This window comes from Brevibacterium sp. K11IcPPYGO002 (assembly GCF_050920635.1).
Classification (GTDB): Bacteria; Actinomycetota; Actinomycetes; order Actinomycetales; family Brevibacteriaceae; genus Brevibacterium.
This window is the reverse complement of record NZ_CP131929.1, coordinates 1572195-1598800: the sequence shown is the minus strand read 5'-3', so window position 1 is coordinate 1598800 and position 26606 is coordinate 1572195. Positions and strand designations below refer to the sequence as shown.

The 26606-nt window shown below is 65.9% G+C and carries 18 protein-coding genes and 1 pseudogene; 7 read left to right on the top strand and 12 right to left on the bottom strand.

What is annotated here, in order from left to right; all coding sequences use genetic code 11:
* Nucleotides 1–21 precede the first annotated feature (21 nt).
* The 3 genes from QYM46_RS07190 to QYM46_RS07180 are packed head-to-tail and all read right to left on the bottom strand — an operon-like array spanning nt 22 to nt 5005.
* The gene (locus QYM46_RS07190; protein ID WP_432791381.1) at nt 22–1479 is read right to left on the bottom strand and encodes a DUF5719 family protein; all 1458 of its coding nucleotides are present in this window, start codon (nt 1477–1479) and stop codon (nt 22–24) included.
* Nucleotides 1476–4568, bottom strand: coding sequence for a glycosyl transferase (locus tag QYM46_RS07185; RefSeq protein ID WP_432791380.1), 3093 nt, complete (start codon nt 4566–4568; stop codon nt 1476–1478). Before QYM46_RS07185 ends, QYM46_RS07190 begins: the two co-directional genes overlap by 4 nt.
* The gene (locus tag QYM46_RS07180; RefSeq protein ID WP_432791379.1) at nt 4565–5005 is read right to left on the bottom strand and encodes a WhiB family transcriptional regulator; all 441 of its coding nucleotides are present in this window, start codon (nt 5003–5005) and stop codon (nt 4565–4567) included. The genes QYM46_RS07185 and QYM46_RS07180 overlap by 4 nt, the downstream gene beginning before the upstream one ends.
* Nucleotides 5006–5354: 349 nt before the next feature.
* Here QYM46_RS07180 and QYM46_RS07175 point away from each other — a divergent pair, with 349 nt between their 5' ends.
* The 4 genes from QYM46_RS07175 to QYM46_RS07160 are packed head-to-tail and all read left to right on the top strand — an operon-like array spanning nt 5355 to nt 8652.
* Nucleotides 5355–6482, top strand: coding sequence for a coenzyme F420-0:L-glutamate ligase (locus QYM46_RS07175; RefSeq protein WP_101555251.1), 1128 nt, complete (start codon nt 5355–5357; stop codon nt 6480–6482).
* A gap of 44 nt (nt 6483–6526) precedes the next feature.
* Entirely contained in the window at nt 6527–7219 is a 693-nt protein-coding gene (locus tag QYM46_RS07170) for a hypothetical protein (protein WP_169251911.1), read from the top strand.
* Nucleotides 7207–7977: a CoA transferase subunit A gene (locus QYM46_RS07165; RefSeq protein WP_432791378.1), complete on the top strand. Its 771-nt coding sequence runs from the start codon at nt 7207–7209 to the stop codon at nt 7975–7977. The genes QYM46_RS07170 and QYM46_RS07165 overlap by 13 nt, the downstream gene beginning before the upstream one ends.
* Nucleotides 7978–7989: 12 nt before the next feature.
* Complete coding sequence (locus QYM46_RS07160; protein ID WP_101594807.1) at nt 7990–8652, top strand: 3-oxoacid CoA-transferase subunit B; 663 nt, start codon at nt 7990–7992, stop codon at nt 8650–8652.
* A 172-nt stretch (nt 8653–8824) separates the two neighbouring features.
* On the opposite strand, the gene manA is transcribed toward QYM46_RS07160, so the two are convergent.
* The 9 genes and pseudogenes from manA to QYM46_RS07115 all read right to left on the bottom strand — a co-directional run bounded on the left by manA (nt 8825) and on the right by QYM46_RS07115 (nt 20113).
* The gene (gene manA, locus QYM46_RS07155) at nt 8825–10144 is read right to left on the bottom strand and encodes a mannose-6-phosphate isomerase, class I (protein WP_432791377.1); all 1320 of its coding nucleotides are present in this window, start codon (nt 10142–10144) and stop codon (nt 8825–8827) included.
* Between the two features lie 290 nt (nt 10145–10434).
* Complete coding sequence (locus QYM46_RS07150) at nt 10435–11208, bottom strand: NlpC/P60 family protein (RefSeq protein WP_432791375.1); 774 nt, start codon at nt 11206–11208, stop codon at nt 10435–10437.
* Between the two features lie 194 nt (nt 11209–11402).
* Nucleotides 11403–12419, bottom strand: a pseudogene (locus QYM46_RS07145) (N-acetylmuramoyl-L-alanine amidase); the annotation flags it as partial.
* Between the two features lie 1030 nt (nt 12420–13449).
* A complete protein-coding gene (locus QYM46_RS07140; protein WP_169251909.1) occupies nt 13450–14970 on the bottom strand; it encodes an LCP family protein in 1521 nt (506 codons plus the stop codon).
* A gap of 332 nt (nt 14971–15302) precedes the next feature.
* Nucleotides 15303–16454: an acyl-CoA dehydrogenase family protein gene (locus QYM46_RS07135; RefSeq protein ID WP_432791374.1), complete on the bottom strand. Its 1152-nt coding sequence runs from the start codon at nt 16452–16454 to the stop codon at nt 15303–15305.
* A 35-nt stretch (nt 16455–16489) separates the two neighbouring features.
* The gene (gene purE / locus QYM46_RS07130) at nt 16490–17017 is read right to left on the bottom strand and encodes a 5-(carboxyamino)imidazole ribonucleotide mutase (RefSeq protein WP_169251907.1); all 528 of its coding nucleotides are present in this window, start codon (nt 17015–17017) and stop codon (nt 16490–16492) included.
* A gap of 101 nt (nt 17018–17118) precedes the next feature.
* Nucleotides 17119–18321 carry a 5-(carboxyamino)imidazole ribonucleotide synthase gene (locus tag QYM46_RS07125; RefSeq protein ID WP_432791373.1) on the bottom strand — a complete coding sequence of 401 codons (1203 nt, stop codon included), beginning with the start codon at nt 18319–18321 and terminating at the stop codon, nt 17119–17121.
* A 14-nt stretch (nt 18322–18335) separates the two neighbouring features.
* Entirely contained in the window at nt 18336–19526 is a 1191-nt protein-coding gene (locus QYM46_RS07120; protein WP_432791372.1) for an alkaline phosphatase family protein, read from the bottom strand.
* Entirely contained in the window at nt 19526–20113 is a 588-nt protein-coding gene (locus QYM46_RS07115) for a DUF5998 family protein (protein WP_169251904.1), read from the bottom strand. The genes QYM46_RS07120 and QYM46_RS07115 overlap by 1 nt, the downstream gene beginning before the upstream one ends.
* 80 nt (nt 20114–20193) lie before the next feature.
* On the opposite strand from QYM46_RS07115, the gene QYM46_RS07110 reads away from it, so the two are divergent.
* The 3 genes from QYM46_RS07110 (at nt 20194) to QYM46_RS07100 (ending at nt 26602) form a co-directional block, all read left to right on the top strand.
* Nucleotides 20194–22866, top strand: a complete 2673-nt coding sequence (locus QYM46_RS07110) for a GNAT family N-acetyltransferase (RefSeq protein ID WP_432791371.1) — start codon at nt 20194–20196, stop codon at nt 22864–22866.
* Nucleotides 22867–23143: 277 nt separating this feature from the next.
* Nucleotides 23144–23698: a TetR/AcrR family transcriptional regulator gene (locus QYM46_RS07105; RefSeq protein ID WP_432791370.1), complete on the top strand. Its 555-nt coding sequence runs from the start codon at nt 23144–23146 to the stop codon at nt 23696–23698.
* Between the two features lie 147 nt (nt 23699–23845).
* Nucleotides 23846–26602: a DNA gyrase/topoisomerase IV subunit A gene (locus QYM46_RS07100; RefSeq protein WP_432791369.1), complete on the top strand. Its 2757-nt coding sequence runs from the start codon at nt 23846–23848 to the stop codon at nt 26600–26602.
* Nucleotides 26603–26606: the final 4 nt, after the last annotated feature.

The window sequence follows — 26606 nt, the reverse complement described above, 5'->3', positions numbered from 1 at the left end:
CCCACATCAGTTCACGGGACCTCAGCCGAGACGGATATCCCGGTAGGCCACACCCGCCGGGGCCGGCGCCGGAACGACAGTGGAGATACCGTCCTCGGTGGTCACGACGAGAGTCGCATGCACCCCATCGGCCTGCGACCCCGAAGCTTGGGCCCCCTTGAGGACGAGCGCGCGCACCGACTCCTCGGAGACGTCGCTCGGATTGAGCACGGTCGTTCCCGTCGGATTGAGATCGATCGACCGCGGGTCGGTAAGCGTTCCGTCGTCGAGCATTCCCTGCACCTGCACTTGTCCCTGACCGGGCGAGAGATTCAGGGAGGATTCTCCCGTGCGCGGAAGCGCCACGAGCTGGGTGTCGGCGAGAGACTCGGTTGACGGGATGCTGCCGAAGTCGGCGGCACCCTTCTCACCGTCCTTGCCGATGAAGCCCCCCGCCTGCACGCGCTGAGACGATTCGACGACGAGGCTCGTGGCATCGAGATCGCCGAGCTCGGCCTCGGCGACACCGCGGCCGACGACGGTCATGGACGAACGGGGGATGTCGATCTCACCGTCGGGTCCGTACGCCTTCAGGGACACCTCGGCGAGTTCGCTGCTCGGGTTCGCCACCCGCACCCGCACATCCTTGCCGCTGAGTCCGGTGAGCACCTGCTGGCGATCGGCCCCGGCACCGCCGGCGGCGAGGTCGATGCCCTGCGGTCTGAGGCCGTCGAGGACGGTCTCCTGGACCGAGCCGGCCAGCACTCCGCCGTCGACGGTGACATCGACGGCCAGGGCTTCGGCTCCTCCGGCCAGACCGCCCAGCGGGACGGCACGCTGCTCACCGGCCTTGATGCTCAGTTCGGTCGGTTCTGCAGTCTCACCGCCGGGAGTCATGAGGGCGACCTTCGCCTGGACGGGAACGTCTCCCGGATTGCTCAGCAGCAGCTGCGAGTTCGAGCCGGTGGCGCCGGATCCGGCGACGATCCGGAAGCTGCTCGACGCCTGGGCACAGGTGAGTGTGGCGAGGCCGGTGAGGTCGCCGGAACTGCCTTCGACGGTTTCGAGACCGGTCGTCAGGGCAGGCGCGCCGGGACGGGCGAAACCGGTGACGAGCTTCGTCGAGTCGACGCTGTCATCGCCGGAGACGAAACCCTGACCGGAGGGATTGTCGAAGTCGATCGAACCACCCAGATCGGCGACCTGGAGGCGAGCCGATGAGGTCGAACCGTCTGCAGCGCCGATCGGAGCGGAAGCGGAGACGACCCGGGTCGAGACCTTCGAATCGTCGACGAACTCGGCATCGGTGCCTTCGGCGTCACCGGCGGTGAGCAGCGGGCCCGGACAGACGACGCGGGTATCCGCGGTAGGCATGCGCACCTGTTCGGGGCTGCGGTCCAGCGTGCCGGGAGTCAGCGGAGTCAGGAACGAGGTCATGGCCACGAGCACTCCCGGCACGGCAATGGCCGCGAAGGTGACGATGCTGCGCTGATGCTTCATGCTCTCTCCTCCGCGCGACCGGACTTCTTCCCTGCCCGGCCGAAGGGAATGGCCACGATGAGGCTGAGCAGGCCGAGCACCCATCCGACGATGACTCCGACCGGGTAGAGCGGTGAGTTCAGCGTGATGTCGACCGTCCCTCCGGACGCGGGGAGGTCGAACTCGCTCGCCCACTCCTCTGCGCCGGGCTTCGGCTGCGGCAGCGGCTCGCCGTCGATGCGGGCGGTGATTCCGTCTGAGGCGTCGGCAATGGTCAGTGTGCGCCCGTCCTGGCCGGCCGGCACCGTCGCGGTGGTGCCCGTCATCGCCGCGGTGGTGACCTGCCCTTCGGAGTCGCGGATGAGGAATCGTCCGCTGTAGGGCTTGTCGACGCGCCACAGCTGTCCCGACGAGGTGGGGCCGACCGGCAGGAGACCCTCCGAGACGGACACGGAGTTGGTCAGGCTGCCGGCGTTCGGGCCGATGAGGACGAAATCGACCCCGAGCTCACCGAGGATGCTGCCGACGTCACCGGCGTCATCGGCCGAGAGCGCGGACGCGGCCTGAGCCACGAGCACCTGGTCGGGGGTGATCGGCAGCGGACGACGCTGCCACGGCCATCCTCCCACGGTCTCGGCCGAGGTCACGGTCGAGGTGCCCAGAACCGTGCCGTCGGCAGAGGAGACGAGAGTGGCCAGCACCTCTCCGTCGACATTGTCCAGACGGAGAGTGCGCGCCTGGGTCGCCCCGTCTGCGCGATCGGCGGCCAGGGCGGGGACAGTGCTCTCGGACGTCGCGGTGACCGGATCCGCCGAAGACGTGGCCCGTCCGGCGCCGATGGCGATGAGCCCGATGGCCGCCACGGTCACGAGCCCGACGAGGCCGCGCATGGGCGCACGACCAGCGGTCGCGGAGCTCGCTTCGGTGCCGCTCTTCCGGGGCGTCGAACCCGCGGTCCGGCCGCGCCCGGGACGTCGTCCGGCCGCGCGGTCGGCTCCCAGGGACAGCAGCAGGATCGAGCCGAGGCTGACCAGAGTCAGTCCCGCTGCAGGGTAGGACCCGATGAGATGGAACGGCCCCGTCTGCGCGGGCAGATGCACTTGGACCGCGGCGAGGATGAGACCGCCGAGGTAGAGCCCGACAGCCCAGGTCAGGCGGGAGAGTTCGAGCCGGGTTTCGATGAGGGCGAAGAAGGCCAGGATGAGCATCGGCAGCACGAGGACCGGTGCCCAGAGCTGGAGGGCACCGGCAGAGACCTCGCCGAGACCGAAATCGGCGATGAGGTTCGCCAGCCAGGTCATGTCGGTCGGAGCGGGGAAGCCGACGGCCAGAAGATACGTCGGCGCAGAGTCCGTGGCCGTGGTCTGCCCGGGCATGGTCAGCAGCGTTCCGGGTTCGCGGACCACGGCCCACAGCCATGGCCATCCCAGGAACACGGTCGGGGCGAGCAGCCACAGATGACGCAGACCGCGACCGGCGACCAGCAGCACCGCTGTGCCGAGGATCGTGACCAGCAGGAGGAGCGGAACTCCGGCGGTGATGACGAACAGCAGCAGCCCGGTGCCGGCCGCTGCCGCTATCGATCCGGTGGCCAGGCTGCGGCGCAGAGTCAGCACCACCAGCGGTGCGCAGATCCAGACGAGGATCACACCGAGGCGACCGTCCGACAGCGCGGTCGTCAGCAGCGGGGACGCGATCCACAGCAGAGCGGCGAAGCCGCGCACCCAACGCCTCGCCAGCACGCTGCCGGCACCCGCGTAGGCGGAGACGGCGGCCAGGATCGGCGCGGTCAGAAGCAGGGAGCGGACCATGACGTCGACATGGCCGAAGAAGAGCAGCGAGAGAGCACCGATGACGAGATGATAGGGGTCGGCAGGCACTGCCGCACCGGTCGAGACGTCGAGGTGGCGGCCGAGCAGGCGGTCGACGATCTCACCGAGGCCGATATCGGTCGAGCCCAGGGCGCCGCCGTCGAGGTGACCGGGGCCGAAGAGTCGAAAGCTGATGACACCGCTCATCACCACGGCGGCAAGGATCACATAGGTCAGGGGTGCGCGGAGCAGACTCGAACCGCCGGAGATCTCCAGACGGGAGAAGGAGTCGATGGCCTCCTCGGTGTCGCCGACCGGGTTGAGTTCGGCATCGGCGTCGGGTCCGCCGGTGGGAACCTCTGCCGGGCGCGGCTCGTCGCTGTCTGTGCTCATCGTCCGGCGCTGGACGGCAAGTTCTTCGTCGTCGGCGTAGAGAGCGGCGACGTGGGTGGTGTTCGATCGCTTGGCCGCTCGGTTGCGGCGGGCGTTGGCACGGCGCAGCGGCGCGGTGGTCGACACGTCGGCGGGCAGGCCGAAGAGCGCGGAGAGGTGCCATCCGGCAGGCTTGAAATTGTTCGCCAGCAGCCCGCCGACGATTCGACCGAGGTGGCCGAGAGCCAGCAGGCAGAACAGTGCGAACAGCCCCTGTCCGGCAAGGCTGAGGCGGTAGCGCTGCTCGGCCCGGATCTGGGCCTTCGACCTCGGCGGGTGGGGTGAGGAGCCGAGCCGGGCGGCCGAGGCCGAGGAGATCTCCAACCGCGCGCGGGGCGCCAGCAGAACTCGAGCGCCGAGGTCGCGGAGACGACGGGAGTATTCGAGACCGGAATAGGCGGGGCCGAGCACGCGGGACGGTGCTCCGATGCGCTCAAGTTCCGTGGTGGCCATGAGCAGGCCGGGCAGGTCGAGACCCAGCGTTTCGATCTGACTGTCACGCTGGCCCTGGTCGATCTCCCCGGAGCCCACGGGGTTGAACCGCTCCCCCGCCGAGGTGGTGCTCACTCCGGCGGAGACGATGCGACCGGAGGACATGAGCTTCGGTCCGACGGCGGCGATGGATTCGGTCTCCCCGATGGCGTCGAGCAGCTCATCGAGGCAGTCGGGTTCGGGACGGGAGTCAGGGGTGAGGAACCACAGGAAATCCGATTCCGCGACGTCCGGCATCTCGCCGGCTTCGCGGACCGTCCGACCCCCGAGATCCACCACAGGGACCTCGGGGAAGTGCGGACGAAGAGCTGTTTCGAGCTCGACCTTGCTGGCATCGTCGCCGGAGACGACGACGATGGTGACGGCTGGACTCACACGACCTTTTTCTTGAGCCGGCGGCGTTCGCGTTCGGACATTCCGCCCCAGATGCCGAAGCGCTCATCGTTGGCGAGAGCATATTCGAGACATTCGGAACGGACGTCGCAGGAGGCGCAGACCCGCTTGGCTTCACGAGTCGATCCGCCCTTCTCCGGGAAGAACGCCTCGGGGTCGGTCTGAGCGCAGAGGGCCTGGTCCTGCCAGGACAGTTCACCGTCGTCTGCAGCACCCAGGAGCAGCGACAGCGGAGAGACCGCGGAGTTGTCCGGCTGCAGCGGTGTCAGATCACTCGGATCGACGGCCAGCGGATCAGGCAGTGTCTCGGGTGTACGTGCTCCCGGTTCGATGAACCAGTCTTCGGCACGGCGGGAGGTGACTCCCGGTGCGGCGGCGAAGTCTTCTCTCTCCCGCCATTCTCTCTGTGCACTTTGCACGGTTTTCCCCTTTCTCACGCTTGAGCAGGTCCAGTACCGTGACTGAGGCGATCAGTCCGATGTACGGTCGAATCCTGAAGGATCCCTGCTCGGCGCGTTCCCCTTAGGTATAAATTACACGCGTGTCATTACCGCCCCGTCAAGCCCTTATGGAGTACTGAGACGCCCCATGAGACGCGATTCGAACACGCGTTCACATGCACACGCACCCAGAACCCCATATATAGGTCACGGTCCGGTCATAGGGCACAACCTGTGGGATCCGCCTGAACAAACCTGGAGAATTTAGAAAGTGGGCACCCGCAATGGGATTATGGAGGAATGAGAGTGGAATCACCGGCGGTCCGGCATGAATGATCGTCTGCTCACCGTCTACGCGCCTCCCGTCGAGGAAGAGATCGGGCAGGGTTCCGACCTCTCTGCGATCCTCATCAACGCTCTGCGGCGCAACCGCATCGACCTCAAGGACGGCGATATCCTAGTCGTCGCGTCGAAGGTCGTCTCCAAAGCCGAGGGCCGCCTGCGCACGGTCTCCGATCGAGCCGAGTTCGAAGAACTCGTCGCGGAGACCGGCACCCACCTCGTCGCCGAACGCTCCTATCGCTCCGGCACCACCGTTCAGGTCGTGCGCACTCCGGCGGGCACCGTGCAGGCCGCAGCGGGCCTCGACCAGTCGAACTCCGGCGGCGCCGTCATCCTCCACCCTCTCGACAGCGACCGGTCCGCCGATGGCCTGCGCCGACGGGTCGAACAGGCCTTCGAGGTGCGCATCGGTCTGGTCATCTCGGATACGAGTTCGCGGCCGTGGCGGGTCGGTGTCGGCGATATCGCCATCGGACTGTCCGGGTTCTCCGGCCTGGACGACCAGCGCGGGCGCCCCGATGACGACGGACGCGTCCAGACCGTGACTGTGCGCGCTGTCGCCGACGAGATCGCGGCGGCCGCGGACCTGGTCAAAGGCTCCTCCCGCGGACTGCCGATGGCGTTGGTCCGCGGGGCCGGCGGATACCTCGACAACGGCAGCGACGGTGCCCGGGCGCTGTCCCGCGATCTCGGCGAGGACTGGTTCCGCCACGGTCACGTCGAAGCCATTCAGCGCGGGCTGGGCGTCACCGACCTGCCCGGCAGCGCCCCTGCCGGCGACAACAGCGACGACATCCTCGAACGCGTCTCTCGAGCGATCCGCGTCGTCCGCGCCGGGCAGTCGCGGACTCCCGGCCATGCGGCGTGGCGGATGCGCATCGAAGGCTCCGGATCGCGGATCACGCTCAGCCCCTCTGATTCACCGGCGACCGCTCAGTCGGGCGGTCCCCCGCTGCTCGAGGCGATGGTCGGACTCGGATCTTTGGTCGAACGTCTCCACACCGCCCTCTTCGCCGAGGATCTCAGTGCTTCCACCCGCTATCACTGGGTCGACGGAGAGCTGGGGGCCTTCCCCCGCGGGGTGACGATCGACATCGGCCTCATCGTGCCCTGATCTGCCCGGCCGACACCACCCGACGTACACCGAAGAAAGCGGATATGGATCTCTCAGTCATTGCGCACACCGGCGGACCCGTCCTCATCTGGCGCGGCCCCGATTTCGATCGCCTCGATCTCACCGGCCCGGTCGTCTCCAACTGGGTGAATAAGGGAGTCGGTCTCTTCGGCGACTATGACCTCGGCCCGGACTTCACACTCTTCGCTCCGCTTCCGGAGGGACTGCACTGGCGCGAACTCGTCGCTATCCTCAGCGTCCTGCTGGCCGGAGGCCGCGTCAACATCGCAGCAGAACCGCCGACGGAGGACTTCATGGCTCTCGTTCCCGTCGGTCATGAGGATGATGACGCGGTGTCCGATGCCGACGAGGTCTTCGTCTTCAATCCCCCGGCCCTGGCGCTGAGCACTCCGGTCGATACCGATTTCATCGACGTCAATTCCGCGATCCGCGCCTACCCCGATGTCACTGCACGCCGCCTCGACGCTTCGGGAATCCTCGAAGTGGACGGTCAGGTCATCGACTGGACGCGCTCGGAGGCGACCGCGAAGACCCGCCCGCAGGGACTGCTCGTCTCGAACTCGACCCCGCTGCCAGGCGAATGGCCGCGCTTTCTGCAGCACCTCCTCGGTGGTGGTGAAGTCCTGCTCACCAGCAGAGTCGACGATGCTCGCATCACGGACCTGGCGGCCGGGCTGGGAGTGGTCCATGGCACACTGGGCACATGGACAAAGTAGTTGATACCCCCGCAGCAGCGGTGGCCGACATTGCAGATGGATCATCGATCGCCGTGGGCGGCTTCGGTGTCGTGGGCGTGCCCGAATTCCTCATTCGGGCTCTCCAGGACCAGGGAGCCAAGGACCTCGAAGTGATCTCGAACAACGCCGGCGTCGACGGCCGCGGCCTGGGCATCCTGCTCGCCGACGGGCGACTTCGCCGCATCATCGCCTCCTACGTCGGCGAGAACAAGGAATTCGCCCGTCAGTACCTCTCCGGTGAACTCGAGGTCGAACTCACCCCGCAGGGCACCCTGGCGGAGAAGCTGCGTGCAGGAGGCGCCGGAATCCCGGGCTTCTACACCATCACGGGCGCAGGCACCCAGGTGGCCGAAGGCGGCATGCCCTGGAAGTACGACTCGGACGGCAACGTCGTCACGGAGTCCCCGGCCAAGGAGACGAAGGTCTTCGACACCTTCGGCGAAGAGAAGGAATACGTCCTCGAGAAGGCCCTGGCCCCCGACTACGCACTTGTGCGTGCGGCAATCGGCGACCGGCACGGCAACCTCGTGTTCCACTCCTCGGCCAGGAACTTCAATCCCCCGGCCGCACAGTCGGCTCGCATCACCATCGCCGAGGTCGAAAAGCTCGTCGAACCCGGCGAGATCGATCCGGACATGGTCCACGTGCCGGGCGTCTTCGTCCACCGCGTGGTGCCGCTGACACCTGAGCAGGTGGCGGACAAGCCCATCGAGAAGCGCACCGTACGAGAAGCCTGAGGAGACACAGAAATGTCATTGACACGCAATCAGATGGCGGCCCGTGCCGCCCAGGAACTCGAAGACGGCAGCTACGTCAACCTCGGCATCGGCATGCCGACCCTGGTTCCGAACTTCCTGCCCGAGGGCGTCCACCTCGTCCTCCAGTCGGAGAACGGGCTGCTCGGCGTCGGCCCCTACCCGACCGAGGATGAGATCGACCCCGACCTCATCAACGCGGGCAAGGAGATCGTGACGATGAACCCGGGCGCCGCATACTTCGACTCGGCGGCGAGCTTCGGCATGATCCGCGGCGGCAAGATCAACGCCGCGATCCTCGGCGCCATGCAGGTGGCCACGAACGGCGACATCGCGAACTGGATGATCCCGGGCAAGATGGTCAAGGGCATGGGCGGCGCGATGGACCTCGTGCACGGCGCCCAGCGCGTCATCGTCATCATGGACCATGTCGCCAAGGACGGCTCGCACAAGCTGCTGACCTCCTGCGACCTGCCGTTGACCGGAAAGGGCGTCGTCGAACGCATCATCACCGATATCGCCGTGCTCGATGTCAGCGGTGATTCCTTCACCCTCGTCGAACTCGCCCCGGGCGTGACCGTCGACGAGGTCAAGGAGAAGACCGGCGCCGAGGTGATCGTCCCCGCCGACGTCCCGACCGTCGAGGTCGCCGCCTGATTCAGAACTGACCGGCCGGCTGCTCTGCCCCGCGCGAGGAGTGTCCGAACGAGGACACCTGCCGATCGACCTGTGGTCACGTTCGGATGCTCTGAACGCTCAGAAGTATCCGAACGTGATCACAGTTCTGTGTTCAGCCGCCGGCGGGGAGTCCGGTCCGTTCGCCGCAGACTCAGCGGCCGGCTGCTCCGGAGTCCAAGCCGGTGGTCGCCACGAACAGGTCGCCGTGGCCGTCTGCCGTCACAATCGGTTCGTTCGCCGCGATGAAGGCGCTCTGCCCACGCTCGAGGGTGAGCGTCGAACCGAGCGAGCTGAGTGTGACAGCACCCGCGGTGCACAGCGCGATCGCAGCACCGCGTCGCTCCACGGTCGTCGCCCGTGGGCACCGCAGCGCCTGCAGAGCGAAATCGTCGGTGGGGCCGAGCAGCATTCCGGAGCGGTCGGGTTCGACCATCCGCGGGGTGCCGGCGCGGAAGTCCGTGATCGTCGCCAGCTGTTCGATGTCGACGTGCTTCGAGGTCAGTCCGCCGCGCACGACGTTGTCGCTCGAAGCCATGATCTCGATGCCCGTGCCGAAGAGGTAGGCGTGCAGAACCCCGGCGTCCATGGTCAGCGCCTCACCCGGCTGCAGGTGGACTCGGTTGAGCATGAGCCCGACCAGAGCGCCCGGATCGTGTGGGTAGTCGGTGACGAGCTCGCAGAACGTCTGTGCTGGGTCGACCGCACTGCCGGACCGGCTGATGTGCCCGGATGGCTGTTCGTCGATTCCGTGGGCGGCCACCTCGTCGACGAGCCCCGGTGTCCGCGGGTCGCTGAGGATGATTTCGACGGCACGGGACAGGGCCTTGGACTCACTGAAGGACTTCAGCGCGCCGATGATCGCTCCCAGGACGTCCAAGGACGGCGGAGTCAGCGGCTGAGAGAGCATCCTTTCGAACGTCGCCCGCACAGCCTTGCGCGGGCGGAACCCCGTGAGCGCGTGGAAGTCCGTGAGTGCGTAGATGAGCTCCGGTTTCGCCGAGGCGTCCTTGAAGTTCCGGTCGGGAGCGTCCAGCGCCGGACCGTTCGCTTCCTCGGCGGCGAATCCTGCCCGCGCCTGCTCGCGATTCGGGTGCACCTGGATCGACAGGGCCTTACTGGCCGAGAGCACTTTGAGCAGGAACGGCAGTCGCGTACCGAAGGACTCGAGGGAATTGCGGCCGAGCAGGCCCTCCGGGTCCCCCGCCAGATATTCGATGAGGTTGGGCCCGAGCCGAGGCTCGGCCTCGGTCGCCACGCCGCCCGCTGCCTCCTGAGCGCCGAGGCGGTTCTGATGTTCCAGCGGAGATTGGGCGCGAGTGCGGCTGACGTCGAGTCGAGAGGGGCTGACCGGGTGGGCTCCGAGCCAGAGTTCCGCGCAGGGGGTGCCGTCCGGAACAGTGCCGAGGATCGCGGGAATCGCGTCGGTGCTGCCCCATTCGAAGTTCTTGACCGTGTTGTGCAGACGATGCACTGCGGGCCCCCTTCTGACAGTTGAGAGTCGTCATCACATCCGGTGTGTTCCGGGTGTGCTTCGACAAGCCTAGTCCCACCATCACACGCCGAGGCGGCACTTCACTGACTGTTCAACCGAAGTCACGATCAATTCACCGCTTGTCACCTGGGCTGATGCTTTCACACCGGTCACCATCGCCCGCAGGATCGTGGGGAGAACCAGAGAGTGCCCCGAGGGCGATCCGCAGTGGGATCGTCCTCGGGGCACTGTCTGGCAGACGCTGACCGCCCTGTCCTCGAAGCCAGGTGTCAGCCGACGACGCGGATGACCTTGGCTCCGCGGTTCAGCATCCAGCTGTAGCTGCGCTTCGTGGTGTTCGTCCGCGACGAACCGGCGTCGTACATCTGGCCCTTGGTCTCGGAGATGATTCCGATGTGACCGGGGATCCAGATGAGGTCGCCGGCCTTGGCGTCCTTGAGAGAGATCTCTTTGCCCGCGTAACGCTGCTGGCTGGTTGTGCGCGGCAGTTTGATGCCGTTCTTGCCATAGACGTACTGGGTGTAGCCCGAGCAGTCCCAACCGGTCTTCGGCGAGGTGCCGCCCCAGACGTACCTCACGCCGAGATTGGCCTTCGCGTCCTTGATGATGGACGCACGCTGGGCCGCGATCTTCTCGGCCTTGGACGGCTTGTCGTCCTTCTTGGAGTCATCCTTGGACTTGTCGTCCTTCTTGGAGTCATCCTTGGACTTGTCGTCCTTCTTGGAATCGTCCTTCTTGGAATCGTCCTCGGACTTGTCATCCTTCGAGTCCTTGTCGTCTGCAGAACCTTCCCCGGAGTCTGCAGGCGACTTGTCATCGGTGGAATCGTCTCCTGGCGGTGTCGTGCCGCCCGGAGAGTTATCGTCGCTGACTCCCCCGGCGATCGACCCCTTGGGAGAGAACTCGGTGGTTCCGTAGCCTTCGGCCCAGACCAGACGTGCGCCCTGGAAGAGCTGCTCACCGCGGCCCTTCTTGTAGACCACGTCCGACTTGGGGTAACCGAGGTGACCCTTGACGGTCCCCTTGTCACCCCAGTACTTCATGATGGTGCCGGAGGTGTAGTGAGCGCCGGTGTCCTTCGACCAGTAGAACGAGCCCTTTTCGAAGCGCTGCGCGGCGCCCCCGCCCTTGAGGCCGCCCTTCTCCGAGAGGTGGGCAGCCCCAAGTCGGTGACTGCATTGCCCTTGTACGCCGAGGCGATCGCCCCGGACAGGTGGTAAGCGCCGGTCTTCTTGGACCAGTAGACGGTGCCCTTCTCGAACTTCTGCGCCTTGGCGCCCGAGATGCCCTTGACGTCATATTCCTTGCCGAGAGCCTTGCCGAGCTTGTTCTTCTCGGCGTACTTCTCGATCGTGGTCTTCGCCTTCGGCTTCTCAGTCTTCTTGTCGTCGTCCTTCTTGTCGTCGTCCTTGCTGTCGCTGGGCTGCTCGCCGGTCTTCAGGATCGTGTTGACCGTCGAACGCATCTCGCCCAGCTTGGCGTAGAAGGCATCACCCGGGCACTCGGTCTGTCCCAGGTCGCGGTGTCCGACCAGGTTCGACTTCGTCGCCTTCGAGATTCCGTTGATCGAGAACTTCCACGCGATCGCCGAGGCGACGGCATCGCGGGTCTTCTTCGGCGGAGCCGCGCTGTTGTAGGTACCCAGCACGGAGATGCCGAAGGTTCCGGTGTTGTGCCCGGCGACGTGTGCGCCGATGACGGCCTTCGAGATGTCACCGCCGCGGGCCTGCCAGAGGCGACCGTACTTGTCTGCGACGACGTTGTATCCGATGTCGTTCCAGCCGCGACCCTGCTGGTGGTAGGCCTGGATACCACGGATGATTCCGGGAACGTCGGCCGCCGAGTAGCTGTTCGAGCCGGAGGTGTGGTGGACGACGGCCTGTTTGATGCCGCTGGCGTAGTCGGGGCTGCCGCGGTAGGCCTTGGCACCCCACGAGCTGCGTGAGCCGATCTTCGGCTTCGACACCTTCTTCGCCACGGTGTCGACTGTCGACGATCCGGGCACGTAGTTCTGATTGGTCACGGTCGCACCGGCGGCCGCGTCGACGTTCTCTGCAGATGCCGCCTCGGCGTCGGTCGAGTTATCGGTCGACTGCTCGGGCGCGGTCTCCGCGCCGGTGGAGTCGCCGCCGACCTGGTCGTCGAGTTCGACAGGATCGTTCTCGGCCACCGCCTGAGCGTCGCCGGCGTCTCGCTTCGGGTCGACGAGCACGAGCTCGGCCTCACTCGGCGCGGAATCACCGAGGATGCGCATCTGCACAGCAGAGGCGTTGGAGACCGTCATCGGTTCCGAGCCCTGGTTCTGTGCCTCTTCCTGCTGCTCTTCGTCCAGGGTGTTCCAATTGCCCCATTCCGAGCCCTGCTTGGTGCGGACCTGGATGCGGATATTGGACTTCGCCTGGGAGAACGTGAAGCCGATGAGGCTCGGGTTGTTCGCGGGAACGTCGAGGACATCGGAGATGAGCGCGATGTTCACTCCGTCTTCGGTCTTCTGACGGACCGAACCGGAGATGTCGTCTTCGTCCTCAGTCTTCGACTCGTCGGACGAATCCTTCGCACCCTCGTCCCCGGCATCGTCGGACTTCTCGTCGTCGGACTTCGGGGACTCGTTCTCTGCGCCTTCGGCGGGAGCCTGCTCGGACTCGGACGGAGCCGATCCCTCGGACGGCACGGCCTCGTCGGCTCCGGAGGTCAGTCCGGCGGAGACATTGCTGACCGAACCCGCAGACGCCGACGCCGAGGCGTTGACGATATCGGGCACCTTGGCCGATGCCAGGGCAGTCTGCGACTTGAAGATGTTCGGCAGATTGCTCGTGGCGCTCTGGTTGGCGGCAGTGGCGGTGGAATCACTGGAATCGCGGGCACCGGGGACGTTGAGTCCCTCTTTGCTGACGTTCAGCGCCTCTTTGGACACATCAGGCGACGTCGTAGCTGCGGTAGCCGACGGTGCCGTGACCGCTAAGGTGCCGACCAGCGCAACAGAAGCGCAGCCCGCAACAGTGGGCAATAGATATTTCATCGTTACAGCCTTTTCGAGGAAGACAGGGAAGTTCAGGCCTCGAGGTCCCCTTCACCGTTGGCAGAACGGTGGGCAACCCCAACATCTCAAAATTGTTACACATTTTCGGCGTGTCAGACTAGCCACAGAACGGAATATTCTAGTTACACGAGTGTGGTTCCCAGTATTGGCAAGCGACACACCGAGCAAAAGATTTTCCGGGAATCGTCATGGGATCGGCCGATTCGGTCATCGGACGCATCACGACCAGTCCCACAGCAGCGCCTCAGGGCACGTAGCAGATCGCCTTTGCGTCGGCTTCTTCGCCGTTGTCAGAAGAGGAGTCGCCGGCACCCTGGGCCAGCAGCTGCGGCCCTGAACCGGGGTTCGGATCGAGTTCCGCATCGACTCCCGCAGCGGCTGACAGGTCGCTTCCGGGAACCGAGAACGCGCCGTTGTCCTCGTCCGAGGATTTCGACGACTCCTCGATCTTATCGGCTACCAGCCGATGTGCCACATCGAAGTCGGGCCGCGACGGAGTGATGCGCGGCGGGGTGAGGTCGACGGACTCGATCTTCTGCGACTTGACCTTGAGCGCGAGATCGACGAACGAATCCACCTGAGACGACGGGATGTCCGTCGACACGGCCCCTGGAGTGGCTTTCGCGATCGACTGATAGCGAGTGAGCACTGTGGCCGGGTCGAGCTGCTTGACCATCGCCGTCTGCACACAGCGCTGGCGCACCATTCGCTCGTAGTCGCTGGAGAATTCGCGGGAGCGCGCGAACCACAGCGCGTGGAATCCGTCGAGCTTCTGCTTGCCCGGTTCGATCCACCCTTTGACCGGCCCGTGCTGGCCCGTGGTCGGATCGACCTTCGACGAGATCGGCACCCGTTTGCCGGAGACGAGGGTGATTCCGCCGAGGGAGTCGATGAGGTTCTCGAACCCCTTGAGGTTGATCATCGCGTAGTACTGGACCTCGAGGCCGGTGACACCCGAGACAGCATCCATCGTCGCCTGCTCGCCGGCCGTCTTCGGATCCTCGAACTCGTCCTTGTGCTGCTCGCCCTGCTGGAAGACGGCGTTGAGCAGACATTCGTCTCCGCAGTTGTACCCCTGCGGGTAGTGCTTGTGCAGCGGAGAGTCGTCGGGGAAGGGCACGTTCTCCATATTGCGGGGCAGACCGATGATGACGGGCTTGCCGGTCTTCGCATCGATCGAGACCAGAGACAGGGAGTCCGGGCGGATTCCTGTCCGGCCCTTTCCGGCATCCGAGCCCAGCAGCAGGATGTTGTACCGGCCGTCGACGGGCTTGAGCGCCTTGCCCGAGGCGAACAGGTCGCTCATCAGTCCGCGCTGTGAGTTGAGAATCGTCGTCCCCCAGGCCAGAGGGCCCACAACGATGAGCAGGAGAGCGCAGAAGGCCGCGACGAAGCGTCTGCGTGCCTTCCGGGAGATCGTGACGATCCGGATCCGGCGCAGGGTGTCCAAGAGACACACCGCCCAGTTGATCGCGATCACGGGCACCCAGATGGTCAGGAAGGTGAGGATGAAGGGGTTCGTGCCAATGGTGAAGAGGAACGTCCGGCTGATGAGGACGATCACTCCGGCGATGAGGGCCAGGATCCAGCTGATGGCGGTGATCGACAGAGAGATCTTCGCCCAGCGGCGGTTGCCGAAGAGGAGCTGCACTCCCCCGGGCACGAGGGCCGTGACGAGCAGCAGAAGCCACGCCCGCACATCACGCGTCGGCTGCGAGGCATACGACGGATGGCGGATCGGGTCCACATATCTCGTTTCGGCCACTGACTTCCCTTCGCTTCGGGCTCTGCTCACGGACTGATTCCGGCGTCGACATCCTCAGGAGGCCACGCACAGGTCGCCTCGCCTCATCGGGTGCCCACAGCAGACAACTGTGCCAAAGTCACTTCAGAGTCCACTGTGTTCACCTATTGTGTCGCGTGAGAACCGTCGATTCCGGCACATCCGCGCCGCGCATGTCGCATTCTTCGCGTGTGCGATTCTTCACAGGCAGAAAGCGGGCGCGGCAGACTCCCATCTGGGGAATCTGCCGCGCCCGTTCGTCACCGACCGACTGACACCGCGCACGGTCGGCCGCGGAGAGTTCGGAGCCCGGCTCAGGCGAGGAGCTTGCGCCCCATCACCATGCGCTGGATCTGGTTGGTGCCTTCGTAGATCTGCGTGATCTTCGCATCGCGCATCATCCGCTCGACCGGGTGGTCGACGACGTATCCGGCTCCGCCGAGCAGCTGCACGGCATCCGTGGTGATCTCCATCGCGGCATCGGAGGCGAAGGCCTTCGCGGCGGCACCGAAGTAGGTGAGGTCGTCGTCGCCGCGCTCGCTCTTGGCGGCGGCGGTGTAGGTGAGCTGACGTGCGGCCTCGAGCTTCATGCCCATATCGGCGAGCATGAACTGGATCGCCTGGTTGTCGGCAACGGACTTGCCGAACTGCTGACGGTCCTTGACGTAGGCCAGAGCGTAGTCGAGAGCACCCTGGGCGACGCCGACGGCCTGCGCGGCGATCGTGACTCGAGTGTGGTCGAGGGTGCGCAGGGCGATCTTCAGACCCTCCCCGGGCTCGCCGACGATGCGGTCGCCGGGCAGGCGGACATTGTCGAAGAGGAGCTCTCGAGTGGGCGAGCCCTTGATGCCGAGCTTGCGCTCCTTGTCACCGAAGGTGAAGCCCTCATCGGACTTCTCGACGACGAAGGCGGAGATGTTGCGTCCGCGTGCTCCGTCGGGGTCGGTCACGGCCATCACCGTGTAGTAGTCGGAGACTCCGGCGTTGGTGATCCAGGTCTTGACCCCGTTGAGGATCCAGTCGTCGCCGTCACGTTCGGCACGGGTCTTCATCGATGCGGTGTCCGATCCGGCTTCGCGCTCGGACAGGCCGTAGGAGAATCCTGCTTCACCGGCGGCCACGGACGGGAAGTACTTCTTCTTGATCTCTTCGCTGCCTCCGAGCTGGACAGGCATGCTGCCGAGCTTGTTCACAGCCGGAATCAGCGAGGACGAGACGCAGCCGCGTGCGACCTCTTCGATGATGATCGACACGGCCAGCGCATCGGCGCCCATGCCCCCGTACTCTTCGGGGATGTGCGCGGCGAAGAAGTCCGTCTCGACGAGGGCGTCATGCGCCTCCTGCGGATAGCGGGAGTCTGCGTCGACTTCGGCGGCGAACGGCGCGACCTTCTTCTCGACGACGTTGCGGACTGCGGCGCGGATCTCTTCGTGCTCTTCGCTGGGCTGGTACAGGTCGAACATCATTCTCCTCAGACTTATCAAACGTTCAGCAAGCCCTATTATTCCTGCAGCGCCCGCCCTTTGTCGAGAGCTACCTGCCGCAGCTGGGACCGATAGTCATCGAGACGAGTGCGCAGAGCCTCGGCTTCGGCACCGTGACCTGCCCCGAGGATGCGCGCCGCCAGCAGACCGGCGTTCTTGGCACCGCCGATCGAAACGGTGGCCACGGGCACTCCGCCGGGCATCTGCACGATGGACAGCAGCGAGTCCATTCCGTCGAGGTGCTTCAGCGGCACGGGAACACCGATGACCGGAAGTGAGGTCATCGACGCGATCATCCCGGGCAGATGAGCCGCTCCCCCGGCACCGGCGATGATCACACGGATGCCGCGGTCGGCCGCGGACTTCGCCCAGTCGACCATGTCCTCGGGCATCCGGTGAGCGGAGACCACCTCGGCGCTCGATTCGATACCGAGCTCATCGAGGGCATCGGCGGCGGCCTTCATCGTCGGCCAGTCCGAGTCCGAGCCCATGACGATGCCGACCGGAGCCGCCGTGTCAGTGGAGCCTTCATTCGCTGTGGTCATCAGTGCGTCCTTCGTTGCAGGCGATTGGAATCCGTCGGTGCGGATGGGTGGCGGATGGTGTCAGGGTACGGGTGGTGCCGGGGTGCAGACGGCGCCGGTACTCAGCGTGTGCTGGATTCGCCCTCGGCCCGGAGGTCCTCCGGAGCGGGCATCTGCGGGTGCGGATCGACATCGACGCCGGCGATGAAGTCCGCGGCATGCCGCGCACGGGCGAGCACGAGCTGTCGATCGTCGCCGTAGGCATTGACGTGGCCGACCTTCCTCCCCGGCCGCACGCCCTTGCCGTACAGATGGACCTTCACTGCCGGGTCATGGGCCATGACGTGCAGGTACGGCTGATAGAGGTCGTCGTGATCGGCGCCGAGGATGTTGACCATCACGGACACGTCCTCCCGTGCCGCGGGGCTGCCGAGGGGAAGGTCGAGGACCGCGCGGAGGTGCTGCTCGAATTGGCTCGTCACCGCTCCGTCCTGGGTCCAGTGCCCCGTGTTGTGCGGGCGCATCGCGAATTCGTTGATGAGGAAGCCCTCGTCGGTCTCGAACATCTCCATCGCCATGACGCCGGTGACCTCGAGGGTGCCGGCGACCGTGAGGATCGCTTCGGTGATGGCCCGCGCCTTCTCCTCGGACAGATCCGGTGCCGGGGCGATGGCCTCCTTGCACACGCCGTTCTGCTGCCAGGTCTCGACGACCGGCCACACGGCGGTCTGCCCCATCGGGGAGCGCCCGACCATGACCGCGAGCTCGCGGGTGAAGTCGACCTTCTCCTCGGCGAGCAGCTGAGGAACCTCGTTCAGCCATTCGACGGCCTCGTCGAGGTTGTCGATGACGCGCACGCCCTTGCCGTCATAGCCGCCGCGGGGCGTCTTGAGGATGAAGGGGTATCCGACGCGAGCGGCGAACGCCTCGACATCGGCAGCCGAGGTGATCTCCGCCCAGGCGGGGTTGGGCAGACCGAGTTCGTCCATCCTCCTGCGCATCCGGATCTTGTCCTGGGCGAAGATGAGGGCATCGGGGCCGGGGCGCACAGCGTGTCCGGCCGCGACGAGAGCCTGCAGGTGCTCCGGTGGGACGTGTTCGTGGTCGAAGGTGATGACGTCGACGGTCTCGGCGAAGGCCTTGAGCGTCGGATAGTCCGTATAGTCACCGACGGTCACCTCACTGATGACCTGCGTGGCGGGGGCGTCGGCGGTCTCCGCGAGAACGGAGAAGCGGACGCCGAGGGCTTCTGCGGCGGGGGCGAGCATACGTGCCAGTTGACCGCCGCCAATGACACCGATTCGAGGAAAAGTCACGTGTGCCATCCTATCGTGGACGTTCAGACTAAAAGGAGCGGGATCTGCAGTTCCTGCTCCGTGGTGGAGCCGTGGTGACCGATGAGCGCCAGCGCCGAGGCGGATTCCACATCCGAATCGACCACGGCGAAGCCGTCGGTGCAGATGACGAGGAAGTCCCCGATCCGCGGATGGACGTGCGGGGCGACGGGGCCGAAGTAGCCGCGGGCGATCGCCGCGGACTTCGGCAGGATGAGCCCACGGTCGCCGATCGTCTCCTGCCAGGCCGAGAGCACGTCCGCTTCGGCGCCGTCAGCGGCGTAGAGGTGCAGTGCTCGCGGCTCTCCGCCGACGTGGCGCAGACCGGCCTTGAGCTCGGGAAGCTCGGCGAGGTCGAGACGACGTTCGTGGTCGACGTCGACCATTCCGTGGTCGGCGGTGATGAGCATGGTCGCGTCGTGCGGCAGGTCGGAGGCGAGTCGGGACAGAGCGAGATCGACGCGTTCGAGCTCTTCGGTCCAGGCCGCGGAGTCCGCACCGTGCACATGCCCGGTCTTGTCGAGGTTGCCCCAGTAGAGGTAGACGAGGCGACGACCGGGAGCCTTCGCCTCGGCCAGGGCCTGAGCGCAGCGTTCTTCCAGGGTCTTCGAGTCCCGGAATCGGCCGCCGCGCAGCGATGCCCGGTTGAGCCCGCGCCCGGCGAACTTCTTCTCGCCGAGGCTGACCACATCGATCCCGGTATCCGTGAGGCGTTCGAAGAGCGTCGCATCGGGAACCCAGGCGACCGGGTCGACATCGAGGTTCCACGTCAGCTGGTTGAACACTGCGTCCTTCTCCGGGTCGAGCACGCGGTAGCCGACCACCCCGTGTGCACCGGGCAGGCGGCCCGTGGCCAGAGATGACAGGGAGTTCGCCGTCGTCGACGGAAACCCGGCGGACAGTGTCCGGCGAGTCCCGGCCTGTGACCGGAAGAAGGGAGTGTATCCGCTGTAGCGGCGCAGCTGCTGCTCGCCGAGACCGTCGATGAGAACGACGATCGTCGCCCGGGATTCCCGGTCGAGCCCGAGCGTTCGGGCACGATCGGACATCGACCCGTCGAGGGCCTCGGCCGCACCGAGTCCCAGCGCCGCAGCGGGGACGACATCGGAGAGCATCGGTCCGGCATAGTCCGGAGGCTCCAAGGGCTCAGCGCCGGATGGGGACGGCAGTCCGTGCCGCGTCGAGTCCTCGATCATCAGCGACGCGACCGCAGCCGGGCGTGGAAGACCGCGGCACGCAGCTTCCCGGCGAAGTCGGCCATGCGGTCGACGGCGGCCTGCCCCTCGGCTTCGGCCGAGACCCGGAGCATGACATCCTCGGCGAAGAGCGACCCTCCGTAGCCGTGATCGCCCACGCAGTTGGGATCTCCGCAGGTCTCGGGGAACGCCTCGAAGCGCTTCGACGCGCCCCAGGACATCGTCAGCGAGACCTCGACTGGCTTGTCACCGGGTTCGAAGGCGGCCGGATCGGCGAAGGTGCGGCCGACCATCACGGTGCCCAGGCGATCGAGTTCGATGTCCTCGCTGCTCGTGACCGCGCGCGGCTTGGAACCGGGTTCCGCGTTCGGATCGTCATCGACGTGGGCCAACAGCAGTCGGGTCTCGGTGAGCACGAAGGCGGTCACATGCCGGTGGATGGATTCGATGTCGACATGGGTGTCGATGTGGACGAAGTGAGCCAACACCGGTTCGTCGTAGAGAGAGTCGGCGAGTATGCCTTGAGTGAGCTGCGGGTAGTAGCCGGCCGACTGCAGATCGTGAACGAGAACCTCGGGTAATGCCATGCCCACCATTGTGCCCCACTCCCCTGACACATCCCAGCGAGGACCGCCATAACCGGGCGTCCGACGCATATGCTGGAACCATGGAAGACTATCCTGCCGGGTGGGAAGCCGATGTCGTCCTCCGTGACGGCGGCACCGCCCATCTGCGTCCGATCACCCCCGACGATGCCGCTGCCCTGGCCCGCATGCACGAGGCCCAGTCACCGGAATCCGTCTATCTGCGCTTCTTCGCTCCGCTGCCCCGGCTGCCGCAGCGCGATCTCGATCGCTTCGTCAACGTCGACCACCGCGACCGGGTGGCTCTGATCATGCTCATCGGCGATGACATCATCGGCGTCGGTCGCTTCGACCGGATCAGCGACACCGACGCCGAGGTGGCGTTCAACATCGCCGATGCCCACCAGGGCCGCGGGATCGGTTCGATCCTGCTGGAGCACTTGGCCGCAGCCGCGCGCGAATCCGGGATCCAGCGCTTCACCGCCGAGGTGCTGCCCCAGAACCGTTCGATGCTGCAGGTCTTCCAGGCCGCCGGCTACGAGGTCTCCCGCGGATTCGACGACGGCGTCGTGGCCGTGAACTTCGATATCGATCCCACGGCACGGTCCATCGAAGTGCAGGCGTCTCGGGAGCACAGGGCCGAGGCCCTGAGCGTGCGCACGGTCCTCCACCCCACCTCGGTGGCGGTGATCGGCGCCAGCCGCAAACGCAACTCCACCGGCCATCTGCTCATCCGCAACATCACGGCCGCGAAGTTCACCGGCGACCTGTGGGTCGTCCACCCCGAAGCCGATCAGATCGCCGGAGTCCAGGCGTATCCGAGCCTCGACGCGCTGCCGGGCAAGGCCGACCTCGCGGTCATCGCCGTTCCGGCCGAAGCCGTCACCGAGGTGGTCAAGGACTGCGCCGTGCACGGCGTCAAGGCCGTGCTCGTCATCTCCTCCGGATTCGCCGAGACCGGTCCCGCCGGGGCCGAACTCCAGCGCCGCATGGTCGCGACGTCCCGCGCCTACGGAATGCGTGTGGTCGGGCCGAACTCCTTCGGACTGGTCAACGAGGCCGCCGACATCTCGCTCAACGCCTCCCTGGCCCCGTTCCTCCCGGCCTCCGGTACGCTCGGCCTCTTCAGCCAGTCCGGAGCGCTGGGCACCGCTCTGCTCGCGGCCGCGAAGACTCGCGGCTTGGGCATCTCCACCTTCGTCTCCGCCGGCAACCGCGCCGACCTCTCCGGCAACGACCTCCTCCAATATTGGGAGGAGGATCCGGCCACGCAGACCGTCGGCCTCTATCTCGAATCCATCGGCAACCCGCGCAAGTTCTCGCGCATCGCCCGCCGAGTCTCCCGCGTCAAACCCGTCGTCGTCATCAAATCCGACCTCACGGGCCGGGAGCTGCCGCCCGGGCATATCGTGCGCACCTCGTCCCTGGCACCGAACACCCTCGACCAGGTGCTCGAGCAGGCGGGCGTGATCCGCGCGGATACGATCCACCAGCTCTTCGACCTCACCCAGGTGTTCTCGACTCAGAAGCTGCCGGCGGGCCGACGGGTGGGGGTCATCGGCAACTCTGCGGCGATGAGCACCCTGATCATGCAGCGTGCCCGTTCAGAGGGCCTGCGCGTCGACACCGAGCCGGTGTCCATGCACCCCGAGGTCGATGCAGACACCTTCCGGACCGAACTCGATGCGATGTACGCCCGCGACGATGTCGATTCGGTCATCGTCACCTTCACCCCGTCGACCGGCGCGGAGGAGACCGAGATCGCCGGACTGCTGTCCGAATCAGCGGCGCGGTCGGGAAAGACCACGGTCGCCTGCTTCCTCGGCATCCACGGTGTCCAGGACGAACTGACCACGTACCTCACCGATGACAGCGGCAACCGGGTCTCTCACACCGTCCCCAGCTACATCGGACCCGAAGACGCCGTGTGGGCTCTGGCACGGGCCACGGACTATGCGCGGTGGAGGGCCGCCGACCATGGTCGCTACACCGAATTCGACGATATCGACGACAAGTCGGTGCGGGCGATCATCGACGCCGCCCTGGAAGGGGCGCAGCCGGGAGCCCCCGTCCGGCTCGAACGCGACGACGTCCGGGATCTGCTCAGCGCCTACGGAATCGACGTTCTGCCCTATCTCACGGCCTCCTCGGTCGACGAAGGCATCGCTGCGGCGGAGAAGATCGGCTATCCCGTTGCGCTCAAAGCCGTGACCAAGGTGCTGAGGCACCGGATGGAACTCGGCGGTGTGCGCCTGAATATCGACACTCCCGAGGAGCTCGCCGAGGATTTCACCGCGATCCAGGACACGATCCGGCAGCTGGCCGGTGAGGAGGAGCCGCTCGTCGATGTCCAGGCCATGGCCCCGCACGGTGTTCCCTGCGTCCTCCGCGCCGGAGAAGACCCCCTGCTGGGCCCGCTGCTGGCGTTCTCTTTGGCGGGAGACACGACGGAGCTGCTCGGCGATGTCGCTCATCGGGTCGCCCCGATCACCGACAAGGAGGCCGGGGACATGATCCGGTCGATCAAGGCCTCCCCGCGGCTGTTCGGCTATCGCGGTCTGCCGCCGATGAACATCGAACCGCTGCGCAATGTGTTGGAGAGGCTCGCGGTGCTGGTGGAGAACCATCCGCAGATCCTCGAGATCGTCATCCACCCGATGGTCGCCACGGAGACCGAGTCGCATGTGCTCAGCGCCCACGTCGACCTGCTGCCCGACCCGACTCGGATCGACGGCACACGTCGCCTGCTGAGCTGAGTCGGCGCAGAGAGGTGACCTGCTGAGCTGAAAGGAGAATCCACGACCGCCGCAGGCTGTCTTCGAATTTCACTGTCCGAGCGCAAGATTGGCGCGTCCTATACCAATTCGCAGACTTGACGGGTAGTGTCTGTATCCGTTCACCACGAAATGTTATGAATTCGTGTTTTAATGAGTGGCCGCTCCGGCGGCCACTGTCTGTGGCCAGTCACTGGCCATCCACCGTCCCAGGCGTCCGCGGCCAGCGGGTGTCCCATGAGAGCGAGGCCTCACAGTCATGATTTCGCGCAGAGACGTCGTCACCGACTCCGCGATCGCCGTAGTCGCCGAACAAGGAGTCCGCGGACTCACCCACAGGGCGGTCGACGCCCTGGCCGAACTGCCGGTCGGGTCGACTTCGAATGTCTACCGCACCCGCGACGCCCTGATCACCGGAATCATGGAGCGCATCGGAGAACTGAACTCCCAGCAGCTCGAACGCCTGCCGGAACTCGTGGCTGCTCCGGGCGCCGATGTCATCGAAGTCGCCATCGATTTCTGCATGAACTGGCTGACCACCGACCGCAACCGGTTCTACACGATGATGATGCTCAGCCTCGATCCGGCGCTGCCGCCCGAGGCCGTGGTCGCCAAGGAGAAGAACCTCCGCGCGATCAGGGAATTCATCATGCGCTTCGCCGGTGTCGACGCCGAATACGCCCAGCGGGTCAACAGCTCGGTCGCGGGCATGATGGTCAGCGAACTCGTCGCCGGCACTGCGGATCGTTCGCATGTCGAGGCGTACCTCAGGGAGTTCTTCAAGTGGCTGCGCGGCAGCCGCGACAGCGCCTGAACTCCGACACGACCCCTCCGGGATCGCTCGATTGAGCGGGAGTTCGCAAATCGAACGCTAGAATCGACGGGTGCCCTCCCCCGCTGAGGTCCGGCTTCGGCGCGGGCGGGTGTTCGAATCGAACAGTTCGTGCGTCAAAGGAGTTCCATGCCCGAAGGCAGAGTCATCGAAGTCGACGTCTCCTCAGAGATGGAGAGCTCGTACCTCGAGTATGCGTATTCGGTCATCTACTCCCGTGCTCTGCCCGATGCCCGAGACGGTCTCAAACCCGTCCAGCGTCGCATCGTCTACCAGATGGGCGATATGGGGCTGCGGCCCGACCGTGGGCATGTGAAGTCCTCCCGCATCGTCGGCGATGTCATGGGCAAGCTCCACCCGCACGGTGATTCGGCGATCTACGACGCTCTGGTCCGACTGAGCCAGGACTTCATCATGCGTGTGCCGCTCGTCGACGGCCACGGCAATTTCGGTTCCCTCGACGACGGTCCCGCTGCCCCGCGCTATACGGAGGCCCGGCTGACGACCGCGTCGATGCACATGATCGCCGGACTCGACGAAGATGTCGTCGACTTCGTGCCGAACTACGACAACACGCTGAGCCAGCCGGAGGTTCTGCCCAGCGCCTTCCCGAACCTGCTCATCAACGGCGCCTCGGGCATCGCTGTGGGCATGGCGACGAACATGGCCCCGCACAACCCCGGGGAGGTCATCGCCGCCTGCGCCCACCTCATCCGCAATCCCGACGCCGGGCTCTCGGAGCTCATGCGCTTCATTCCCGGCCCGGACCTGCCCACCGGCGGTCGGATCATCGGTCTCGACGGAGTGCGCGAGGCCTATGAGACCGGTCGCGGCACGTTCCGCACCCGCGCCACCGTCTCCATCGAGAACATCAGTGCCCGCCGCAAGGGCATCGTCGTCACCGAACTGCCCTATCTCGTGGGACCGGAGAAGGTCGTATCGAAGGTCAAGGACGCGGTCGGGGCGAAGAAGCTGACCGGTATCGCCTCGATCGACGACTATTCGGACCGCAAGAACGGACTGCGGCTGGTCATCGGCATCAAGAACGGCTTCAATCCCGAGGCGGTGCTCGCCGAGCTCTACCGGCAGACTCCGCTCGAGGAGTCCTTCGGCATCAACAACGTCTGCCTCGTCGAGGGTCAGCCCTCGACCCTGGGACTGCGCGATCTGCTCATGGTCTACCTCTCCCACCGCATCGACGTGGTGCGCAGGCGCACGGTCTTCCAGCTGCGCAAGGCCAAGGATCGACTCCACCTCGTCGAGGGTCTGCTCATTGCGATCCTCGACATCGATGAGGTCATCCAGCTCATCCGCTCCTCGGATGATGCGGCCACGGCGCGCACTCGCCTCATGGATGTCTTCGAGCTCTCCGAGCTGCAGGCGACGTACATCCTCGATCTGCAGCTGCGTCGGCTCACGAAGTTCTCCCGGCTCGAACTCGAGGCCGAACGTGACGAGCTGAAGAAGAGAATCGACTACCTCGAATCGCTGCTGGCCGATGAGGCGAAGCTGCGTGAGCTCGTCGCCGCCGAGCTCGAGTCCACCGCCGAGGTCATCGGCTCGCCTCGCCGCACCGTCCTCATCGAGGGGTCGATGAAGGAGCTGACGGCCAAGGGCAAGAAGGCTCCGACGAACCTCAAGATCGCCGATTCCCCCTGCCGGGTGCTGCTGTCGACGTCCGGACGCATTGCGCGGACCTCGGATGCCGCTCCGCTGGCACGCGAGGGTCGACGCTCCAGCCATGATGCGCTGGTCTCCGAGATCGTCACCACCACTCAGGGCAAGGTCGGCGCCATCACCACCACCGGTCGCCTGCACATGGTCGATGTCGTCGATCTGCCGGCCCTGCCGCCGGCCGCGGCACGGCCCAATGTCGCCGGCGGTGTGAAGATCGCCGAATACGCGGCGCTGGAGAAGAACGAGAAGATCATCGGCCTGGTCGACCTCGACCGCGAATTCGTCCTCGGCACCGCCGACGGCGTCGTCAAACGCGTGTCGGTGGCCGGTCGGCCGAACAAGAACGAATGGGAAGCCATCACCCTCAAGGGCAAGGACTCCGTCGTCGGAGTCGCTCAGCCCGAGGACATCGACGACTCCCTCTCCGTGTTCGTGACCTCGAATGCCCAGCTGCTCGCCTTCGACGCCTCCGGTCTGCGCGCGCAGGGCTGGACCGCCTCCGGTGTGGCCGGGATCAAGGTGGCCGCCGAGGCGAAGGTGATCTTCTTCGGAATGACCCCGAAGGCGGCGAAGACCGACGAGGACGGTGCCGCGGATGCCGAGCTCGGCAGCTTCGCGGTCGTCACGATCGCCAGCGGTGAGAATTTCTACGGTGCCCCGTCGTCGTCGATCAAGGTCAGCGAATTCTCCGAGTTCCCGACCAAGGGCCGAGCCACCTCCGGGGTGCGCGCCCACAAGTTCCTCAAGGGCGAGACCGAACTGTCGCTGGCCTGGGTCGGCGACTCTCCGCAGGCCGCGGCCACCGCCGGCGGTGCACGCACGCTCCCGGCCGAACTGTCCCGTCGTGACGGGACGGGATCGCCGTTGGAGTCGAAGATCGATGTCATCGGCACCCTGCCCCGCCTCGGCGGCGCCGAAGCCCACGACCATTCAGCGAGCACCGACGATGGCGCCTCTGCCGATGCCTCCACCGAGGCGACTGCGGAGGCCGAGTCCGGGGCCGACCAGAAGGCGGCCGAATCCGGCGGAAAGCGATCGACCGGCAAGGGGCAGCGGGGACAGCAGGGACTGGCCACGAGCCTCGATGAACTCGACCTCGACCTCGATGAGGCCAAGGATGAGATCGCACGGTCGAAGTTCGACACCGATGGTGCCGTGATCGTCTCCCACGATGATGACGACGGAGACGACGACTCCGCCCTGTTCTGAGTCC

Excerpts from the sequence above, each read along its gene's own strand:
- QYM46_RS07190 (WP_432791381.1), bottom strand. The coding sequence starts at position 1,479 with ATGAAGCATCAGCGCAGCATCGTCACCTTCGCGGCCATTGCCGTGCCG.
- QYM46_RS07175 (WP_101555251.1), top strand. The coding sequence starts at position 5,355 with ATGAATGATCGTCTGCTCACCGTCTACGCGCCTCCCGTCGAGGAAGAG.
- QYM46_RS07170 (WP_169251911.1), top strand. The coding sequence starts at position 6,527 with ATGGATCTCTCAGTCATTGCGCACACCGGCGGACCCGTCCTCATCTGG.
- QYM46_RS07165 (WP_432791378.1), top strand. The coding sequence starts at position 7,207 with ATGGACAAAGTAGTTGATACCCCCGCAGCAGCGGTGGCCGACATTGCA.
- QYM46_RS07160 (WP_101594807.1), top strand. The coding sequence starts at position 7,990 with ATGTCATTGACACGCAATCAGATGGCGGCCCGTGCCGCCCAGGAACTC.
- QYM46_RS07150 (WP_432791375.1), bottom strand. The coding sequence starts at position 11,208 with ATGAAGTACTGGGGTGACAAGGGGACCGTCAAGGGTCACCTCGGTTAC.
- QYM46_RS07135 (WP_432791374.1), bottom strand. The coding sequence starts at position 16,454 with ATGATGTTCGACCTGTACCAGCCCAGCGAAGAGCACGAAGAGATCCGC.
- purE (WP_169251907.1), bottom strand. The coding sequence starts at position 17,017 with ATGACCACAGCGAATGAAGGCTCCACTGACACGGCGGCTCCGGTCGGC.
- QYM46_RS07125 (WP_432791373.1), bottom strand. The coding sequence starts at position 18,321 with ATGGCACACGTGACTTTTCCTCGAATCGGTGTCATTGGCGGCGGTCAA.
- QYM46_RS07120 (WP_432791372.1), bottom strand. The coding sequence starts at position 19,526 with ATGATCGAGGACTCGACGCGGCACGGACTGCCGTCCCCATCCGGCGCT.
- QYM46_RS07115 (WP_169251904.1), bottom strand. The coding sequence starts at position 20,113 with ATGGCATTACCCGAGGTTCTCGTTCACGATCTGCAGTCGGCCGGCTAC.
- QYM46_RS07110 (WP_432791371.1), top strand. The coding sequence starts at position 20,194 with ATGGAAGACTATCCTGCCGGGTGGGAAGCCGATGTCGTCCTCCGTGAC.
- QYM46_RS07105 (WP_432791370.1), top strand. The coding sequence starts at position 23,144 with ATGATTTCGCGCAGAGACGTCGTCACCGACTCCGCGATCGCCGTAGTC.
- QYM46_RS07100 (WP_432791369.1), top strand. The coding sequence starts at position 23,846 with ATGCCCGAAGGCAGAGTCATCGAAGTCGACGTCTCCTCAGAGATGGAG.